The sequence below is a fragment of the Pigmentiphaga soli genome, assembly GCF_039541095.1.
GTDB lineage: Bacteria > Pseudomonadota > Gammaproteobacteria > Burkholderiales > Burkholderiaceae_B > Pigmentiphaga > Pigmentiphaga soli.
This window is the reverse complement of sequence record NZ_BAABFO010000028.1, coordinates 43,193-61,998: the sequence shown is the minus strand read 5'-3', so window position 1 is coordinate 61,998 and position 18,806 is coordinate 43,193. Positions and strand designations below refer to the sequence as shown.

Annotated in this window: 17 protein-coding genes and 1 pseudogene; 6 read left to right on the top strand and 12 right to left on the bottom strand. The window is 69.4% G+C overall.

Features of this window, described 5'->3' with window-relative positions; translation table 11 throughout:
* On the bottom strand, positions 1-1,186 hold a 1,186-nt coding region (locus tag ABD927_RS21240), incomplete at its 3' end, for an MFS transporter (protein WP_345251864.1).
* 112 nt (positions 1,187-1,298) lie between these two features.
* Here ABD927_RS21240 and ABD927_RS21235 point away from each other — a divergent pair.
* Positions 1,299-2,213 carry a LysR substrate-binding domain-containing protein gene (locus ABD927_RS21235; protein ID WP_345251863.1) on the top strand — a complete coding sequence of 305 codons (915 nt, stop codon included), beginning with the start codon at positions 1,299-1,301 and terminating at the stop codon, positions 2,211-2,213.
* On the opposite strand, the gene ABD927_RS21230 is transcribed toward ABD927_RS21235, so the two are convergent.
* The 4 genes from ABD927_RS21230 to ABD927_RS21215 form a co-directional block, all read right to left on the bottom strand.
* Positions 2,159-3,136: a LysR family transcriptional regulator gene (locus ABD927_RS21230; RefSeq protein ID WP_345251862.1), complete on the bottom strand. Its 978-nt coding sequence runs from the start codon at positions 3,134-3,136 to the stop codon at positions 2,159-2,161. The genes ABD927_RS21235 and ABD927_RS21230 overlap by 55 nt on opposite strands.
* A gap of 29 nt (positions 3,137-3,165) precedes the next feature.
* Positions 3,166-4,392, bottom strand: coding sequence for a CaiB/BaiF CoA transferase family protein (locus ABD927_RS21225; protein WP_345251861.1), 1,227 nt, complete (start codon positions 4,390-4,392; stop codon positions 3,166-3,168).
* A 39-nt stretch (positions 4,393-4,431) separates the two neighbouring features.
* A complete protein-coding gene (locus tag ABD927_RS21220) occupies positions 4,432-4,749 on the bottom strand; it encodes a YdhR family protein (protein WP_345251860.1) in 318 nt (105 codons plus the stop codon).
* 73 nt (positions 4,750-4,822) lie between these two features.
* Entirely contained in the window at positions 4,823-5,485 is a 663-nt protein-coding gene (locus tag ABD927_RS21215; RefSeq protein WP_345251859.1) for a 2-hydroxychromene-2-carboxylate isomerase, read from the bottom strand.
* Between the two features lie 110 nt (positions 5,486-5,595).
* Between ABD927_RS21215 and ABD927_RS24590 the strand changes: the two are divergent.
* The 3 genes and pseudogenes from ABD927_RS24590 to ABD927_RS21200 all read left to right on the top strand — a co-directional run.
* Positions 5,596-5,800, top strand: a pseudogene (locus ABD927_RS24590) (Fe-Mn family superoxide dismutase); the annotation flags it as partial.
* 294 nt (positions 5,801-6,094) lie between these two features.
* Positions 6,095-6,880, top strand: a complete 786-nt coding sequence (gene xth / locus ABD927_RS21205) for an exodeoxyribonuclease III (protein WP_345251869.1) — start codon at positions 6,095-6,097, stop codon at positions 6,878-6,880.
* A 142-nt stretch (positions 6,881-7,022) separates the two neighbouring features.
* Entirely contained in the window at positions 7,023-7,928 is a 906-nt protein-coding gene (locus ABD927_RS21200; RefSeq protein ID WP_345251858.1) for a ZIP family metal transporter, read from the top strand.
* 158 nt (positions 7,929-8,086) lie between these two features.
* Here the strand turns inward: ABD927_RS21200 and ntrC are convergent, their stop codons facing one another.
* The 7 genes from ntrC to ABD927_RS21165 form a co-directional block, all read right to left on the bottom strand.
* Positions 8,087-9,622: a nitrogen regulation protein NR(I) gene (gene ntrC, locus ABD927_RS21195; protein WP_345251857.1), complete on the bottom strand. Its 1,536-nt coding sequence runs from the start codon at positions 9,620-9,622 to the stop codon at positions 8,087-8,089.
* Between the two features lie 151 nt (positions 9,623-9,773).
* A complete protein-coding gene (glnL, locus tag ABD927_RS21190; protein ID WP_345251856.1) occupies positions 9,774-10,865 on the bottom strand; it encodes a nitrogen regulation protein NR(II) in 1,092 nt (363 codons plus the stop codon).
* 61 nt (positions 10,866-10,926) lie between these two features.
* On the bottom strand, positions 10,927-12,339 hold the full coding sequence (gene glnA, locus ABD927_RS21185) for a type I glutamate--ammonia ligase (RefSeq protein WP_345251855.1): 1,413 nt from the start codon (positions 12,337-12,339) through the stop codon (positions 10,927-10,929).
* A 312-nt stretch (positions 12,340-12,651) separates the two neighbouring features.
* Positions 12,652-13,890: a radical SAM family heme chaperone HemW gene (gene hemW / locus ABD927_RS21180; protein ID WP_425570328.1), complete on the bottom strand. Its 1,239-nt coding sequence runs from the start codon at positions 13,888-13,890 to the stop codon at positions 12,652-12,654.
* Positions 13,891-14,487 (bottom strand): RdgB/HAM1 family non-canonical purine NTP pyrophosphatase, encoded by a 597-nt coding sequence (rdgB, locus tag ABD927_RS21175; protein ID WP_345251854.1) that lies wholly within the window; start codon positions 14,485-14,487, stop codon positions 13,891-13,893.
* Between the two features lie 9 nt (positions 14,488-14,496).
* The gene (gene rph, locus ABD927_RS21170) at positions 14,497-15,243 is read right to left on the bottom strand and encodes a ribonuclease PH (RefSeq protein WP_345251853.1); all 747 of its coding nucleotides are present in this window, start codon (positions 15,241-15,243) and stop codon (positions 14,497-14,499) included.
* Between the two features lie 62 nt (positions 15,244-15,305).
* Complete coding sequence (locus tag ABD927_RS21165; RefSeq protein ID WP_345251852.1) at positions 15,306-16,148, bottom strand: IclR family transcriptional regulator; 843 nt, start codon at positions 16,146-16,148, stop codon at positions 15,306-15,308.
* A 107-nt stretch (positions 16,149-16,255) separates the two neighbouring features.
* Between ABD927_RS21165 and ABD927_RS21160 the strand changes: the two genes are divergently transcribed.
* Positions 16,256-17,659, top strand: coding sequence for an FAD-dependent oxidoreductase (locus ABD927_RS21160; RefSeq protein ID WP_345251851.1), 1,404 nt, complete (start codon positions 16,256-16,258; stop codon positions 17,657-17,659).
* Between the two features lie 160 nt (positions 17,660-17,819).
* Complete coding sequence (locus ABD927_RS21155) at positions 17,820-18,800, top strand: Bug family tripartite tricarboxylate transporter substrate binding protein (RefSeq protein WP_345251850.1); 981 nt, start codon at positions 17,820-17,822, stop codon at positions 18,798-18,800.
* The last annotated feature ends 6 nt before the right edge of the window (positions 18,801-18,806 follow it).

The window sequence follows — 18,806 nt, the reverse complement described above, 5'->3', positions numbered from 1 at the left end:
CCGGCACGCCGGCCGGGCGGCGGCGCGCGCGGGCCGCCAGCACCAGTGCCAGCCCGGCCGCCGCAATGACCGCGCCCGCGATCGGCACGGCCGCGTAGCCCAGGCCGGCCGAGATCACTGCGCCGCCCGCCGCCGCGCCGAGCGCGTTGCCGAGATTGAAGGCGCCCACGTTGACCGACGACGCCAGCCCGGGCGCCTGCGCCGCCGCCCGCATCACGCGCATCTGCAGCGGCGGCACCACGGCGAAGGTGGCCGCGCCCCACACCAGCAGCGCGGCGGCCGCGCCCAGATGCGTCTGCGCCAGCAGCGGAAAGCCCAACATGACGGCGATCAGCAGCGCCAGGAAGCCGATCAGGCTGCCGTCCAGCGAGATGTCGGCCAGCCGGCCGCCGGCTGCGTTGCCGATCGAAAAGCCGACCCCGATCAGCACCAGCATGGCCGTGACGAAGCCCGGCGAAGCACCGGTGATATCGGCCAGCGTGGGCGCGATATAGGTGTAGAGCGTGAACATCGCGCCCGCGCCCAGCACGGTGGTGGCCAGCGCGCCCAGTACCGCCGGCCGCCGCAGCACCGCCAGTTCGGCGCGCACGTCGGGCAGGCGCCCGGCCTCGCCGCGCGGAAGCGCCAGCCACAGCGAGGCCATCGCCAGCACGCCCAGGCCGGCGGTGGCGGCGAACGACATCCGCCACCCTATCGCCTGGCCCAGCCAGGTGGCCGCCGGCACGCCGCCCACGTTGGCGATGGTCAGGCCCATGAACATCGTCGCCACCGCGCTGGCCTGCTTGTGCCGCGGCACCACGCTGGCGGCCACCAGCGAACCCAGGCCGAAGAAGGCGCCGTGGTTCAGGCTGGTGACCAGCCGGGCCAGCAGCAGCGTCAGATAATTCGGCGCCACCGCGGCCAGCAGGTTGCCGATGGTGAAGATGCCCATCAGGCCGATCAGCGCGGTGCGCCGCGACCAGCGCGACAGCGCCAGCGTCATCAGCGGCGCGCCGAGCATCACGCCGATCGCATAGGCGCTGATCAGCATGCCGGCGGTCGGGATCGACACGCGCAGGCCGTCGGCGATGACCGGCAACAAGCCCATCGGCGAGAACTCCGTGGTGCCGATGCCGAAGGCGCCGACGGCCAGCGCGAACAGGGGCAGCGCGGCGCCGCCGGCGGGGCGTACAGGGGATGCTTCCATGATGGGATCGCTTCGAGGTGAGTCGTGGAAAGGAAAGTGGCGCTATTGTGCGCTGCAAACATTTGCCGAAAAATACATGGATCTCGGAAATACATTTGATCTGGAGTCAAGAATGAAGATCACGCTGGACGAGATCCAGGCCTTCATCGCGGTGGTCGACAGCGGCTCCATCTCGGCCGCCGCCATCCAGCTCGGCCAGACCGTCTCGGGCACCAGCCGCAGCCTCGGGCGGCTGGAAGAAAAGCTGAAGACCACCCTGCTCACCCGCACCACGCGCCGCCTGGAACTGACCGAGGAAGGCGAGGCCTTCCTGCAGCGGGCGCGCGAGATCGTGGCGGCGGTCGAGGGGGCCGAGGAACAGATGGTCACGCGCCGCAACAAGCCGGCCGGCCGCCTGCGGGTGGACGCCTCCTCGCCGTTCATGCTGCACGTCGTGGTGCCGCTGGTGGCCGGCTACCGCGAGCGCTATCCCGACGTCGAGCTGGAGCTGCACAGCAACGAAGGCTTCGTCGACCTGCTGGAGCGCCGCACCGACGTCGCGCTGCGCATCGGCCGGCTCAAGGACTCCACCCTGCACGCGCGGCCGATCGGCAACAGCCGGATCCGCGTGCTGGCCAGCCCCGCCTACCTGGAGGCGCGCGGCACGCCGCGCCGCGTGGCCGACCTGGCCGGCCATGCCCTGCTCGGCTTCACCCAGCCCGACACGCTGAACGAATGGCCGCTGCCCGACGCCGATGGCCGGCCGCTGCGCATCCGCCCCACCGTCAGTTCGTCGAGCGGTGAAACGCTGCGCCAGCTCGCGCTGAACGGCAACGGCATCGTCTGCCTGTCCGATTTCATGACCCTGGATGATCGCCGGAGCGGCCGGCTGCGCGAGCTGTTCCGGCGCCAGACGCTGGACGTGCGCCAGCCGATCAACGCGGTCTACTACCGCAACACCGCGATCTCGGCGCGGATCGCGTCGTTCGTGGACTACCTGGCCGGCGCGGTCGGCGACCTGGGCTGCGAAGATTGCCGCGCGGCTTGACGCCTGCGCGCGCCGGCCGGCGCCGTGCCGGACTGGATGAAGTCCGCCAGGATGGCGTGCGACAGGTCGAGCACCACCTGCGCCGCCGCCGACACCGGGCGGTAGTCGCGCGTGGCGCAGACCAGGGTGCGGCGCAGCGGACTGCCGGCGATCCGCGCCACCGATACCGATTTGGCCTCCAGGTCGCGGTGGAAACCGATGCCGGCCATCAAGGTGTAGCCCATGCCCTGCTTGACCAGGCCGAGCATCTCCTGCGGCGAATCGACTTCGATCTGCACGTTCAGCGGAATGCCGGCGCGGGCGGCGGTCTGGCAGATCAACATGTTCAGGCCGTGCATCGGGCCGGGCAGGATCAGCGGATACTGCGGCAGCGCGCCGAACTGGACCCGGGCGCCGCGCTTGAAGGCGCCGCTCGGCCCCACCAGGCACAATTCCTCGGTGCCGATCTCGCGCCAGTTCAGGCCGGCAAACGACTGCACGTCGAAAATGATGGCGGCGTCGAGCCGGCCGGTATGCAGCCATTCGAGCAGGAAGCCCGTCATCGCCTCGATCACGCGCGGCATCACTAGCGGGTATCTGGCCTTGACCGTGCGCAGCAGCGGCGGGATCAGCACGCTGCTGACCGTGGCGGGAATGCCGATCACCACCTCGCCGGCGGGCTCCTTGCCCAATGCCACCACTTCCTGCTTGGCCAGGCGGAACTGGTGCAGGATGCTGCGCGCGTGTTCGAGCAGCAGCTTGCCGTGCACCGTGGGCAGCACGCCGCGCGGGCCGCGGATCAGCAGCGGCACGCCCAGTTCCTCTTCCAGGTGGTGCATGTGGATGCTGAGCGCCGGCTGCGAGACGTGCAGCGTTTCGGCCGCCCGCGACATGCTGGAAGACTCGACCACCGCCACGAAATACCGCAGCTGCCGGCTATCCATGGCGGATGCGGCTCAAGATGCGAGGCCTGTCAGATGATTCCCTTGTCGCGCAAAGCATCGATGGCGTCCTGCCGGTAGCCGAGCAATCCCGACAATATGCCTTCGGTATGCTCGCCCAGCAAGGGCGGCGGCCGTTCATAGCGCGGCGGCGTGGCCGACATCTTCAGCGGACTACCCACCAGCCTGACCCGGCCCGCGCTCGGATGCGGCATCTCGAACAGCATGCCGCGCGCCTGCACCTGCGGATCGGCGAACACCTCGTCCAGCCCGTTGATCGGACCGCAGGGCACCCCGCCGGCCTCCAGCAGTTCGATCCATTCCCGCTTGCTGCGGCGGCGGATCATCTCGGCCAGCAGCGGCACCAGCTGCGCGCGGTGGCGCACCCGGGCCGGATTGGTGGCGAAGCGCGGATCGTCGGCCAGCTCCGGCCGGCCGCCCAGTTCGACCAGCCTGCGGTACTGGCCGTCGTTGCCCACGGCGACGATGATGTGGCCGTCGGCCGCCGCGAAGGTCTGGTACGGGACGATGTTGGGATGCGCGTTGCCCCATCGCACCGGCGCCTCGCCACTGGCCAGGTAGCAGGTGTTCATATTGGCCAGCATCGCCACCTGCACATCCAGCAGCGCGAGGTCGATGGCCTGGCCCTGCCCGGTGCGGTCGCGGTGCAGCAGCGCGCACAGCACCGCGTTGGCGGCGTACATGCCGGTCATCAGGTCGGAGATGGCGATCCCCGCCTTTTGCGGCCCGCCGCCGGGCAGCGCATCGGCCTCGCCGGTGATCGACATGAAGCCGCCCATGCCCTGCACGATGAAGTCGTAGCCGGCGCGGGCAGCGTAGGGCCCGTACTGGCCGAAGCCGGTCACCGAGCAGTAGATCAGGTCGGGCCGGACCGCGCGCAGGCTGTCGTAGTCCAGGCCGTATTTCTTCAGCTGGCCGACCTTGTAGTTCTCCAGCACGACGTCGCAATGGCGGACCAGGTCGCGCAGCACGGCCTGCCCTTCCGGCGTGGCGATGTCCAGCGTCATCGACTGCTTGCCGCGATTGGCGGCCAGGTAATAGGCGGCCTCGCCGGTGTCGGCGCCGGCTTGGTCGCGCAGGTAGGGCGGCCCCCAGGAACGGGTGTCGTCGCCGCGCCCCGGGCGCTCGATCTTGATCACCTCCGCGCCCATGTCGGCCAGGTTCTGCGCGCACCATGGGCCGGCCAGCACCCGCGTCAGGTCGAGCACGCGCACGTGTCCCAATGCCTTGTCTGTCATGTCTTACGGCGCCGTCGGTTCGATGTGGGCATGCGCAGCCTAGCGCTGCGGCGCCAGCCTCACGGAGTGGTGGACGTTGTCGAGCGAAACCGGGCACCACATGGTGTGCACGCTGGGACGCGAGCCGAAACGCTGCAGGATGCCCTGCGCGAACGCCTCGTCGAACAACGCGTCGGCATCGGCGCGGCTCTCCCACAGATAGACGCCGCCGGCTTCGTTGCCCTCGTCGATGTAGTAGTGCTTGGCCAGCAGGCCGGCCACCTTCGCATAGCGCTCGGCGCTCTGCTCGAACAGCGCGGTCAGTCCGGCCTCGCCGATATCGGGCGAGACCTTGAAGCGGGTGATGGTGACGTACATGTGCTTGTCTCCTCGGATGGCCCGGGCGTGCCGGGCGGATGAAAACGCGGATGCGCAAACGCGATGCCGGCCGTCAGCCCGTGCGGCGCTGCAGGCCGTGCTGCTTCAGGCGCCACAGCAGAAGGTCGACGCGGTCCTGGCCGAAGAAGGGTTCGCCCTGGAACACGAAGGTCGGCACGCCCCAGTGCCCCGCCGCCTTCAGGTCGGCTTCGTTCTGTTCGATCAGGCGATCGCGCGAGGCGGGGTCGAGGGCGATGGCCCGCTCCATGTCGTCCAGGTCGAGCCCGGCCCGCGCCACGGCCTGCCGCAGATGGTCGCCCTCGTTCCAGCCCGTCACCGTGCCGTCCCACAGCATGGTGCCGACCTGGTCGATCAGCGCCAGCGCCTTGCCGCGCAGGGTCGCCTCGGCGCCCAGGCGGGTCAGCCGGTGGATGTGCGGCTGCCGGTCGGAAATCGCCAGCGTGGCCGGATCCTGCACGATAGGGTCGGGCGTCGGCCGCCTGAATGGCATGTCGAGGTATTGCGCCAGGCGCTGCGTGTCGATCAGTAGATAGGGCCGCCAGCCCTTGTCCATGCGGCGGAAGAAGTCCGGCGTGCGGATCGCCAGCGGATATACCACCTTGACGTTCCAGCGCAGCCGGTACGCCTGCGACAGCGCCCGCACGTGATGCAGCGCCAGGTAGCTGTACGGGCTGCGGAACGACCAGTACAGGTCGACGACCGGTTCCCTTTCCATGTCTCCCCTCGATATGCGATGCGATGGCGGGAATGGTAGGCAGGCGGGAGGGAAAAAAGAACTACATATGTTTTATACGAGGCATAACTTTTCTTAATATCGGCCGGTGGCAGGGCCGGCTCGCCGCCGCCATCGATGGCGAGCTCGGCGGCTTCGACCAGTTCAAGGACGCCTTCACCAAGGCGGCGCTGACGCTTCGGCAGCGGCCGGGCGTGGCTGAGCGTGACGCCGCAAAGGAAACTGGTGGTGGAAAGTAGCGCCAACCAGGACAGCCCGCCGATGGCCGGCAACGTGCCCATTTTTGCGCTGGGCGTATGAGAACACGCCTATTCCCGCAGCACGGTGTATCAGCTCATCAAATCCGGCGCGCTGGAAACAGTCCCGGTAGGCGCCCAGCAGCGGGTGACGGCGGCCAGTATCGATGCCTTTATCAACCAGACCAAGGCTTCTGCACGCGCTGCTTGAGCGCTGGTATGATCCTTCCGCCGGCCCCGCGGCACTCGAGCCGGCAAGCACGGTTCAATTTTGTAGCCAGCTTTGTAGCTGGACCACAAGTGGGCGGCCGGCACCGCTCCGAGACCCGCGTAGTTGCTCAATTTCTCCGTGCCCATGCATCTAGCCACCTGGAACGTCAACTCCCTGAACATCCGCCTGCCCCAGGTCACCGCCTGGCTGCAAGCCAACCCGGTCGACCTGCTGTGCCTGCAGGAACTGAAGCTGGCGGACGACAAGTTCCCCGCCGCCGCGATCGAAGCGGCGGGCTATCACGCCGTCTGCGCCGGCCAGAAGACCTACAACGGCGTGGCGATCCTGTCGCGCACGCCCGGCCGCGACGTCACCCGCAACATCCCCGGCTACGAAGACCTGCAGCAGCGCGTCATCGCCGCCACCTACGACGCGCCCGGCGGCGAGATCCGCGTGGTCAGCGCGTATTGCCCCAATGGCCAGGCCGTGGGCAGCCAGAAGTACGAGTACAAGCTTGCCTGGTACCGCGCCTTCCACGCCTGGCTGGCCGACCAGCTGCTGCAATATCCCCGCCTGGCCGTGCTGGGCGACTACAACATCGCGCCGGAAGACCGCGACGTGCACGATCCGGCCAAATGGGAAGGCAGCGTGCTGGTGTCCGAGCCCGAACGCGAGGCCTTCCGCGGCCTGCTGAACCTGGGGCTGGCCGATGCCTTCCGTTTGTTCGAACAGCCGCCCCGATCCTTCAGCTGGTGGGATTACCGCCAGCTCGGTTTCCGGCGCAACGCCGGGCTGCGCATCGATCACGTATTGCTCTCGGCGCCGCTGGCCCGGCTGTGCGCCGAATGCACCATCGACAAGACGCCGCGCGGCAACGAGCAGCCATCGGACCATGCGCCGGTGGTGGCCATGCTCGGGCTGGCGGCATAAGCCGTATCGCCGCCGGTATCGCCTCGATACGAGCCGTTGCCTGCCGGCCGGCGGGATTCGCTTATGATCGTCAACGAATCGACGCCGGCCGCTGCGCCGGGCTCCGCCTGCCAATCCCGCCGTTCCCTTGCCACGGAGGCGCATGGACCATCCTGAACCCGTCTCGCCGTCTGCCGTAGCGCCTCGCCGCCTGGCCGTGGCGAGCGCGCTGGCCCTGCTCGCCGGGGGACTCGCCTGGTGGATATGGAACGCGGCCTGGTTCGGCGATGAACGCGTCGCCCATGCGCTGGCCGGCGGCTGCGTGGCGGCGGGCGCCACCGCGCTGGGCGCGGTCCCGGTGCTGTTGTCGCAGCGCCTGTCCGATCGCGCGCAGGACGGCCTGTTCGGCTTCGGCGCCGGCGTCATGCTGGCCGCCAGTTCCTTTTCGCTGGTGATCCCCGGGCTGGAGGCCGCGCGCGGGCTGGGCGCGGGGCCTTGGCGCGCCGGCCTGACGCTCGGCGCCGCCATCCTGCTGGGCGCGCTGATGCTGCTGCTGATGGAGCGCTACCTGCCGCACGAGCATTTCATCAAGGGCGCCGAAGGCCGCACGCCGGCCGCGCTGCGCGCGATCCGCCGCACCTGGCTGTTCGTGTTCGCCATCGCGCTGCACAACCTGCCCGAGGGACTGGCGATCGGCGTAGGCTATGCCGGCAACGATCCGCTGCGCGCCTCGGCGCTGATGACGGGCATCTCGATCCAGGACATTCCCGAAGGGCTGGTGGTGGCGGTGGCGCTGATCGCGATCGGCTACGGCCGGGTCCGCGCCGTGCTGCTGGCCGCGGCCACCGGACTGGTGGAACCGCTGGGCGCGGTGGCCGGCGCCGCCGTGCTGAGCTATTCGGCCTCGCTGCTGCCGTGGGGGCTGGGCTTCGCGGCCGGCGCCATGCTGTTCGTGATCAGCAACGAAATCATCCCGGAATCGCACCGCAAGGGGCACGAAGCCTACGCCACCGGCGGCCTGATGATCGGCTTCGTGCTGATGATGCTGCTCGATACCGCGCTGGGATGATCCGCCCCCTCGGTCTCCGCCCGGCAACGGCAACGCTATGCTTGCCCTGAAGCTCCCGCCTATCCAGGGCGCCGCGGATCCGGCTCCGCCGGTCCGCCAGCGCCGCCCCTCGAGGGGCGCGCGAAGCGCGTAGGGGTGGGCCCAACCTGTGGGCCCACTCAATCGCCGTCGTCCAGCCCCAGGTCCTGGATCTTGCGGGTGATCGTATTGCGCCCGATGCCCAGTTTCAGCGCCGCCTCGATCCGACGGCCGCGGGTGGCCCGCAGCGCGGTGGTGATCAGCAGGCTTTCGAACTGCCGGGTCAGGGCCTGCATGATGTCGGGATCGCCGCGCGACAGGCGCTGTTCGACGTCGGCCTGCAGCCCGCTCAGCCAGCCTTGCGCGCGGTCCGCCGCGGTGCCCGCGCGCGCCGCTTCGGTGCCGTCGGCCGGTCCGCGCAGGGCCGGCGCGCCGGCCGTTTGCCCGGCCGAGAAAGCGCTGGTTTCGAGCGGGTCGCGCTCGGCGCGCATGCCGCCTTCGCCGTCGCCGGCCCGCTGGGCGTTCTCCAGCAGTTCGGCAGGCAGGTCCTGCACGTCGACGGTCTGGGCCGGCGCCATGACCGTCAGCCAGTGACAGACGTTCTCCAGCTGCCGGACGTTGCCGGGAAACGGAAACTTGGACAGCGCCGCCAGCGCCGCCGGGGTCAGGCGCTTGGTGTCGACGCCGAGGTCGCGCGCGCTGCGGGCCAGGAAGTGCCGCGCCAGCAGCGGGATGTCTTCCGAGCGCTCGCGCAGCGGCGGCAGCCGCAGCCGGATGACGTTCAGGCGGTGGAACAGGTCTTCGCGGAACAGCCCCTGCTTGACGCGCTCTTCCAGCGGCTGGTGGGTGGCGGCGATGACGCGCACGTTGGCGTGCACCGGGCTGTGGCCGCCCACGCGGTAGAAGCTGCCGTCCGACAGCACGCGCAGCAGGCGCGTTTGCAGTTCGGCCGGCATGTCGCCGATTTCGTCCAGGAACAGCGTGCCGCCGTCGGCCTGTTCGAAGCGGCCGCGCCGCATGCTCTGCGCCCCGGTGAAGGCGCCTCGCTCGTGGCCGAACAGTTCCGATTCCAGCAGGTCGCGCGGGATCGCCGCGGTGTTGATCGCCACGAACGGGCCCGAGGCGCGCGCGCTGTGCCGGTGCAGCGCGCGCGCCACCAGTTCCTTGCCGCTGCCCGACTCACCGGTGATCATGACCGTGACCTGCGACTGCGACAGCCGGCCGATGGCGCGGAACACTTCCTGCATCGCAGGCGCCTGGCCCAGGATCTCGGGCGTGCCCACCAGGGACTCGTCGGCCGAGGCCTCTTCGCGCAGGCTTTCCTCCACCGCGCGGCGGATCAGCTCGGTGGCGGTGTCGACGTCGAACGGCTTGGGCAGGTATTCGAAAGCCCCGCCCTGGAAGGCCGACACCGCGCTCTCCAGGTCGGAATAGGCCGTCATGACGATCACGGGCAGCGCCGGCAGCCGGCGCTTGACGGCCTGCAGCAGCTCGATGCCGCCCGCGCCGGGCATCCGGATGTCGGTCACCAGCACCTGCGGCACGTCGTCGTTGAGCGCGTCGAGGGCCTCGCGGGCGCTGCCGAAACTGCGGCTGGGCAGGTTCTCCCGCGCCAGGGCCTTCTCCAGCACCCAGCGGATCGAGCGGTCGTCGTCAACGATCCAGATCGGTTTCATCGCACGTTTCCAGAAGCCACAAGCAACTACTCCATCTAAAAATTGGGTCCCCCCGTACGCGCTTCGCGCGCCCCCCAGGGGGCGATGCGCGCGGACCGGCGGAGCCGGATCCGCCGCATCCTGGATGGGGCGGCGGCATTCGGGGGGCCTTCTACGGCAGCGGCAGCAATAGCTTGAAGTCCGTCAGGCCGGGGCGGCTGTCGCATTCGATCAGGCCCTCATGCTGCTGCACGAAGGTCTGCGCCAAGGTCAGTCCAAGACCGCTGCCCCCCTCTCGGCCGGAGACCAGCGGATGAAAGATCCGGTCCAGCAATTCCTGCGGAATGCCAGGGCCGTTGTCCACCACATGCAATTCCAATGCCAGCTTGAATCGCTGCTTGGCCAGCGTGATCTGCCGGGCCACCCGCGTGCGCAGGATGATCTCGGCGTCGCCCGCGGCGATGCGTTCGGCCAGCGCCTCGGCGGCGTTGCGCACGACGTTGAGCACCGCCTGGATCAATTGGGACTTGTCGCCGCGGAACTCCGGCACCGAGGCGTCGTAGTCGCGCACGATGTTCAGGCCGCGCGGGTATTCGGCCAGCACCAGCGAGCGGACGCGCTCGCATACCTCGTGGATGTTGACGTCGCCCACGATGCGCGGCGCGCGGTGCGGCGCCAGCAGGCGGTCGACCAGGGTCTGCAGGCGGTCGGCCTCCTGGATGATGACCTGGGTGTATTCGGTCAGCGCCGGGTCGGACAGCTCGGACTCCAGCAGCTGGGCCGCGCCGCGCAGGCCGCCCAGCGGGTTCTTGATCTCGTGCGCCAGGTTGCGCAGCAGTTCGCGGTTGGACTGGGCCTGCTCCAGCAGACGCTCCTCGCGGTCGATCTTGAGCTGCTGCTCGATCTCGCGCAGCTCGATCAGCGCCGGCCAGGCCTGGTTGTACAGCGCCACCACGGTGGCGGCCACCTGCACCGGCTCGCGGCCCAGCCGGTCGATCACCAGCATCTGCCGCTTGTCGGCGAACACGTGCTGGTTCGCCTCCTTCAGCGACATCTGCAACTGGGCGCCGTTCTGGAACAGGTCGCAAACCTGCACCGCGTAGAGCTGGCGCACCGAGACCTCGAACAGGTCTTCGGCCGGCGCGTTGGCGTAGCGGATCAGGCCGTCTTCGTCGACGACCAGGATGGCGCTGGCCAGCAGCTCGAAAGCCGCGAATTCATTGCCCGGGGAATCGGGCCTGGATGCGATGTCGGAAACGTTCATGCCAATAAAAACGGGGCGATTGCCGCCCCGTTCTCCTCGATGACGACCAGACCGGCCAGGGTCAGCTGGCGTAGTACATGTCGAATTCGACCGGATGCGTGGTCACGCGGAAACGCTGCACTTCGTCCATCTTCAGGCCGATGTAGGCGTCGATCATGGCGTTGCTGAACACGCCGCCGCGGGTCAGGAACTCGCGGTCCTTGTCGAGCGCTTCGAGCGCCTGGTCGAGCGACGAGCAGACGGTCGGGATCTTCGCGTCTTCTTCCGGCGGCAGGTCGTACAGGTTCTTGTCGGCCGGGTCGCCGGGGTGGATCTTGTTCATCACGCCGTCCAGGCCGGCCATCATCAGGGCCGAGAACGCCAGGTACGGATTGGCCAGCGGATCCGGGAAGCGGGTCTCGATGCGGCGGCCCTTCGGGTTGGCCACGTACGGGATGCGGATCGAGGCCGAGCGGTTGCGGGCCGAGTAGGCCAGCTTGACCGGGGCTTCGAAGTGCGGAACCAGGCGCTTGTACGAGTTGGTGCCGGGGTTGGTGATGGCGTTCAGCGCGCGGGCATGCTTGATGACGCCGCCGATGTAGTACAGCGCGAATTCCGACAGGCCGGCGTAGCCGTTGCCCGCGAACAGGTTCTGGCCGTCCTTCCAGATCGACTGGTGCACGTGCATGCCCGAACCGTTGTCGCCGACGACCGGCTTCGGCATGAAGGTGGCGGTCTTGCCATAGGCGGCGGCGACGTTCCAGATGGTGTACTTCAGGATCTGGTTCCAGTCGGCGCGCTGCACGAGGGTGGCGAACTTGGTGCCGATCTCGAGCTGGCCGGCGCCCGCCACTTCGTGGTGGTGCACCTCGACCGGCACGCCTTGCTGTTCGAGCAGCAGGCACATTTCGGAGCGCAGGTCCTGGAAGGAATCGACCGGCGGAACGGGGAAGTAGCCGCCCTTGACGGCCGGGCGGTGCGCCAGGTTGCCGCCTTCGAAATCGATTCCGGTCGACCAGGACGCTTCTTCCGACTTGATCTTGACGAAGCAGCCGGACATGTCGACGTTCCAGGTCACGCCGTCGAACACGAAGAATTCGGGTTCGGGACCGAAGTAGGCGGTGTCGCCCAGGCCCGACGACTTCAGGTAGGCTTCGGCGCGCTTGGCCAGCGAGCGCGGGTCGCGGTCGTAGCCCTTCATGTCGGACGGCTCGATCACGTCGCAGGTCATGATCAGCGTGGCTTCTTCGCGGAACGGGTCCATGCGGGCGCTGCCGGCATCCGGCATCAGCAGCATGTCGGAGGCTTCGATGCCCTTCCAGCCGGCGATCGAGGAGCCATCGAACGCGTGCCCAGAGTCGAACTTGTCTTCGTCCACGGTGTGCGCCGGCACCGAAACGTGTTGTTCCTTGCCGCGCGTATCGGTGAAGCGGTAATCGACGAACTTGACCTCGTTATCCGCGATCAGCTTGAGGACGTCTTTGGGCGTTGCCATTAGGGCTCCTGGTAGTCTCGGTAAAGGCTGCCGCCGGGGTCTCCACGGCGGTCAGCGTTGGATGTTGCAAGGCGCCGTGCCCGGCGCCCCGTGGTTGCCCGCAATGCTAAGCACTTTGCATGCCAGGCGCATGGAAACCGGCGCGATGGAGCCTGCACAAGGGCGGGACGAATTCTCGCATATTGCGGGCTTGCGGGTGCGTGAATGCCTGCACCATATTGGTTCAACATGGTACGGAATCGTGCACCGATAGAGTGCATTATCGGTGCACGCCCCATTATGCACCGTCGGCGTGCGAAACCATGCGCCCGTCTAGGGATTGTCGTTCAAAAACAAGCCGACCAGGTCGTTCAGGAAGCGCCACCCCAGGGGCGTGGGCTTGAGCCGGGCCGGACCGGGATCCAGCAGCCCGCGCTCGGCCGCTACGCGCAGCGGCCTAGCGATCGCCGCCAGGTTCAGTCCGGTGCGTTCGGCAAAGCTGGCAGCCGGCACGCCGTCGCGCAGGCGCAGCGCATTGAGCATGAACTCGAACGGCAGCTCGGCCGGCTGCACCACATGCGAATCGGCCACGTGCGCGCCGGCCCCCGCCTGCGCCGCCGCCATCCAGGATTCCGGATTGCGTACCCGCGCCTCGCGCACGATGCGGTCGTGGAACGACAGCTTGCCGTGGGCGCCCGGGCCGATGCCGAGGTAGTCGCCGAATTCCCAGTAGTTGAGATTGTGCCGGCTGCGCTGGCCGGGCCGGGCGTAGGCCGAGACCTCGTAGTGGTCGAAGCCGGCGGCCGCCAGCCGCGCCTCGATGGCGTCCTGCATCTGCGCGGCCGTGTCGTCGTCGGGCAGCTGCGGCGGATACTTGGCGAAGACGGTGTTGGGCTCCAGGGTCAGATGGTAGACCGACAGGTGGCCGGTGCCGAAGGCCAGCGCGGCGTCGATGTCGGCCATACAGGCGTCCACGTCCTGGCCGGGCAGCGCGAACATCAGGTCCAGGTTGACGCGCGCCACGTGGCGCTGCGCGATCTCGATCGCCGCGCGCGCGGCGGCGGCGTCGTGGATCCGGCCCAGCGCCCGCAGGCTGGCATCGTCGAAGCTCTGGATGCCAAGCGAGATGCGGTTCACGCCGCTGGCGGCGTAGTCCTTGAAACGGGCGGCTTCCACCGTGCCGGGGTTGGCTTCCAGCGTGATCTCGGCATCGGGCAGGATGGGCAGGCGCGAGCGCAGCAGCGCCAGCAGTGCGTCCAGCGCGCCGGCCGACAGCAGGCTGGGCGTGCCGCCGCCGATGAACACCGACACCACCTTGCGGCCCCACACCTGCGGCAGGCTGGCGTCGAGATCGGCCGCCAGCGCCTGCAGATAGCGTTCCTCGGGCACCTCGGCCGGCGCCGCGTGGGAGTTGAAGTCGCAGTACGGGCATTTGCGCACGCACCACGGCACGTGCACGTACACCGACAGCGGCGGCAGCGCGGTCAGCAGCGTCGCGCCGGGCGCGGCGAACGGCATGCGGGTCGCCGGGCCGCGGGCGGCTTCGGTGCGGATCGGGATGGACCGGGCCATTCAGAAGGTGTCCAGCTTTTCCATCAGGACGGCCAGCGCGCGGGCGCGGTGGCTGTGGCGGTTCTTTTCCTCGGCCGTCAGTTCGGCGGCGGTGCGGCCGAATGCCGGCAGCAGGAAATGCGGGTCGTAGCCGAAGCCGCCGGCGCCGCGCGGCTGCTCGACGATCTCGCCGTGCCAGGCGCCTTCGCCGATCAGCGGCTGCGGATCGTCGGCCGCGCGCACCAGCACCAGGGCGGCGTAGTAGTAGGCGCGGCGGTCGGCGGCGCCGCGCAGTCGCTCGATCAGCAGCGCGTTGTTGGCGGCGTCGGACTTCTCGCCGCCGTGCATGGCGGCGAAGCGGGCCGAGTACACGCCGGGCGCGCCGCCCAGCGCGACCACGCACACGCCGGAGTCGTCGGCCAGCGCCGGCAGCCCGGTCAGCAGGCTGGCATGGCGCGCCTTGGCCAGCGCGTTCTCGATGAAGGTGGGATGCGGCTCCGCGGCCTCGGGCACGCCCAGGCTGCCTTGGGTGACGAGCTCGAAGCCGCGCGGCGCCAGCAGCTGCGAGAACTCGCGCAGCTTGCCGGCGTTGTTGGAGGCCAGGACGAGTTTCTTCATGGCCCTGCTTCAGCCGGCCGCCAGCGCCTGGCGCTGCAGCCGCACCAGCTCGGCGATGCCGGATTCGGCCAGCCCGAGCAGTTCGTTCATTTCATGGCGCGCGAACGGCGCCCCTTCGGCCGTGCCCTGCACTTCCACGTAGGCGCCGCCGCCCGTCATCACCACGTTCATGTCGGTATCGCAGGCGAAGTCTTCGGCGTAGTCCAGGTCGAGCACCGGCTGGCCGCGATAGATGCCCACCGACACCGCCGCCACGTGGTCGCGGATCGGCGACCGCGCCAGTTCGCCGCGGGCCATCAGCTTGTCGATCGCGTCCTGCGCGGCGACGAAGGCGCCGGTGATGCTGGCGGTGCGGGTGCCGCCGTCGGCCTGGATGACGTCGCAGTCCAGGTGCAGCGTGCGTTCGCCCAGCAGCGCCAGGTCGAACACGGCGCGCAGGCTGCGGCCGATCAGGCGCTGGATCTCTTGCGTGCGCCCGCTCTGCTTGCCCTTGGCCGCCTCTCGCACGCCGCGCGTGTGGGTGGCGCGCGGCAGCATGCCGTACTCGGCGGTGACCCAGCCCTCGCCCTTGCCTTTCAGGAAGGGCGGCACCTTGTCTTCGACGCTGGCCGTGCAGATGACCTGGGTATCGCCGAAGCAGATCAGCACCGAACCTTCGGCGTAGCGCGTATAGCCGCGGCGAATCTCGACCGGGCGCAGTTGGTCGGCGGCGCGTCCGGACGGGCGCGTCCAGACGGATGGGAAAGCGTCGGTCATGGGAAGGCTCCGAGCCGTAAACGGTGAACCGTCGATTGTACGGCGTCGTTCCGTGGCGCGCCTCAGCGCCCGGCGAACGCCGGCGTTCCCTCGGGCAGCGTGCCGGCGGCGATGGCCTGCCCGAGCTGCCCGGCGTGCCGCCGCAGCAGTTCGACGATCTCGGTACGGCGGCTGCCGTCCAGCCTGGACGCGATGGCGGCGATGCTGAGCGCGGCCTGCGGCCAGCCGTCGGCGCCGGCGATCGCTACGCCGACGGCCCGTACGCCCGGGATGATCATCTCGCGGTTGTAGCCGTACCCGAGGCGGCGCGATTCGGTCAGCATCCGCTGCACGGCCGCGGCGCGGGGGGCATCGAAACGCTGCATGTATTTTTCGCTGGCCGCCAGCGCGGCCTGCATCTCTTCCGGCGGCAAGCGGCCCAGGATGGCCGCGCCGCCGGCCGATACGCACAATGGCCGGCGCGCGCCGATTTCGACGGTCAGCGCCTTCAGCGGATAACTGCCCTCCCGGCGGTCGATGCAGACCGATTCATGCCCGCTGCGCACATTCAGGAACACGGTATCGCCGGTGACGCGGGCGAGATCGTCGAGCGCCGGCGCACAGGCCGCGCGCCAGTCGTACTGGGGGCAAGCCGCAATGCCGAACTCGAACGCCAGCCGGCCCAGCGCGTAGCGGCGCGTGACCGCGTCGCGCGTCACCATCCCCTCTCGCATCAAGGCGGCCAGCAGACGGTGGGTGGTGGCGTGGTGCAGGCCGCAGCTCTCGGACAGCTCGGTCAATTTCCAGCCGCTGCGCGGGCGCGAAGACAAGGTCCTGAGGAGCGCGAACGCGCGCTCGAGCACCTGGGTGCCGCCGTTGCGCTCCGCTGCCGGGGCAACGGTGGCGGGCTCGGTTCGTTTTTTCATAGCTTGAACATTATGTCATCCACGGGCCGCCGTTTTTCGTTCCAAGCCATGATAATCGCCAGGCGATGAGTCATTATTTTTCCACAATCCAAACATAGGAAGCCGAAATGTCTCCACTGATCACCGCCGCCCCGCCTTCGGACGTCGTCGTGCTGGGCGCGGGCGCCGCCGGGATCGCGGCGGCGATTGCCGCGGCGCGCGAAGGCGCCCGCACGCTGCTGCTGGAGGCCGGCCCGCTGCCGGGCGGCGAGCTGCTTACCGGCATGGCGGTGGACGGCGCGCTCAACGCCCGCGGCGAGTGGGTGGTGGGCGGCGTGGCGCGGGAGTTGTTCGACGAGTGCGAGCGGCTGGGCGGCTATATCGGCCCGCTGAACGACTGGCGCCTCATCCACTACGTCTGCTACGACCCCGAGATCATGAAACTCGCGGTAGCCAGGACGCTGGCGCGGCACGGGGTGCGGCTGTGGCTGCACAGCTACGTGTACGACGCCGAGGCCGACGACGGCCTCATCCGCGCGGTCCACGTCCTCAACAAGCGGGGGCGCACGCGAATCGAGGCGCCGGTGTTCGTCGACGCTTCGGGCGACGGCGACCTGGCCGTGCGCGCGGGCGCGCGCGCCGAAAACGGAGGCGAAGGCGGCCAGTTCCAGCCGCTGTCGATCATGTTCCGCATGGCCGGCGTGGATACGCCCAGGCTGCTGGGCTTCCTGCGCGACGCCCCGCAACACTTCGCGCTGGGCGAGAGCGAAGCGATCCGCGGCGGGCGCAGCGATGGCGACATCGTGAAGGCGGTGATCGACCAGGGCCAGCCCACGGTCTTCCTGAAGGGCGACGGCCCGCTGCTGGCCGAGGCGATCGCCGCGGGCGAGATGTATCCGACGGCGCTGATCATGATCCAGCCGACCTCGGCGGCGCGCGGCGAAGTCTGCCTGAACACGACGCGGGTGGCCAATATCGACGCCACGCGCACCGAGCAGCTCAGCGCGGCCCTGGCGCCGCTGGCCGAACAGGTCGAAACCTGCATGCGCTTCATGCGCCGCCGGGTGCCGGGCTTCGAATCGGCCACGCTGTCCGGGGTGGCGCCCCGCATCGGGATCCGCGAAACCCGGCGCGTCGTATGCGACGCGACGCTGACCGAGCAGGACGTGCTGCGCGCCCGCAAGCGCGACGACGGCATCGGCAAGGGCAGCCATCACGTCGACATCCACCAGGATGGCGCGGGCCAGATCCGGATTCCGGTCGACGGCGGCGGCTCCTACGACATCCCGTGGGGTTGCCTGCTGCCGCGAGGCGTCCGCAACGTCGCGCTGGCCGGCCGCTGCCTGTCGGCGGACCGGGCCGCCCACGGTTCGGCGCGAGTGATGGGGCCGTGCCTGGCGATGGGCCAGGCGGCCGGCACCGCGGCCGCGATGCTGGCCGACAGCGGCGGCGGCGATTACCGCCGGCTGGAGGTGTCGGCGCTGCGCGAACGCCTGCGGCAGCGCGGCGCGATCCTCGATGGGACGTATTAGGCCCCCCCCTACGCGCTTCGCGCGCCCCCCCAGGGGGCGATGCGAGCGGACCGGCGGAGCCGGATCCGCCGCATCCTGGATGGGGGGGCGCGGGTTCATGCATCGTGGGAGGCGCGTGGCGCCATAGAAAACCGATATGCAATCCACAAGGAGATACCTCATGGCGATTTCGTTCTTGCGCATTCTGCCGCGCGTGGCCGCGGTGATCGCATGCGCCTCGCTCACCGCACCTGCCTCGGCGCAGCCGGCCTATCCCAGCGGGCCCATCCGCATGGTCGTGCCGTTCGGCGCCGGCGGGTTGACCGACATCCTGGCCCGCCTGATCGCCGACAAGCTGGCGGCCAACGAAGGCTGGCAGATCGTCGTCGAGAACAAGACCGGCGCCGGCGGGAATATCGGCGCAGCCGACGTGGCGCGCAGCCGCCCGGACGGCCAGACCCTGCTGATGGGCTCGATCGGCACCAATGCCACCAATCCATTTCTTTACAAGACGATGCCGTACGATCCGCGCAAGGACTTCGCGCCGATCACGATGGCCGCAAGCGGCACCCTGCTCCTGGTGTGCGATCCGAACCTGCCGTTCCGCGATACGGCCGGGCTCATCGCCTACGCCAAGGCCCATCCCGGCGCGCTGTCGTACGCCTCGGGCGGCATGGGCGCTTCGCAGCACCTGGCCGGCGAGCTGCTCAAGTCGACCGCCGGCATCGACATCCGGCACGTCCCCTACAAGGGGCTGGCGCCGGCGATCCCCGATCTGCTGGGCGGGCGGGTTTCGATGACGTTCGACATGGCCACCGCGCTGCCCTACGTCAAGCAGGGCCGGCTGCGCGCCATTGCCGTGGCCAATCCGCAGCGCTCCAGCGCGCTGCCCGACGTGCCGACGATCGGCGAAACCGTGCCCGGCTACGCAGCCAGCGCCTGGTACGGCCTGTTCGCGCCGGCCGGCACGCCGCAGCCGGTGATCGCCCGGCTGAACGCGGCCATCACGCGGATCCTGCGCACGCCCGACCTGCGCGAGCGGCTGATCGCGCTCGGCGCCGAGCCGGCCGCCAGCACGCCCGAAGAATTCGGCCGCTTCGTGCAGGCGGAATCGGACAAATGGTCCAAGGTCCTGAAAGCCATCGATATCCAGCTCGATTGACGGGCA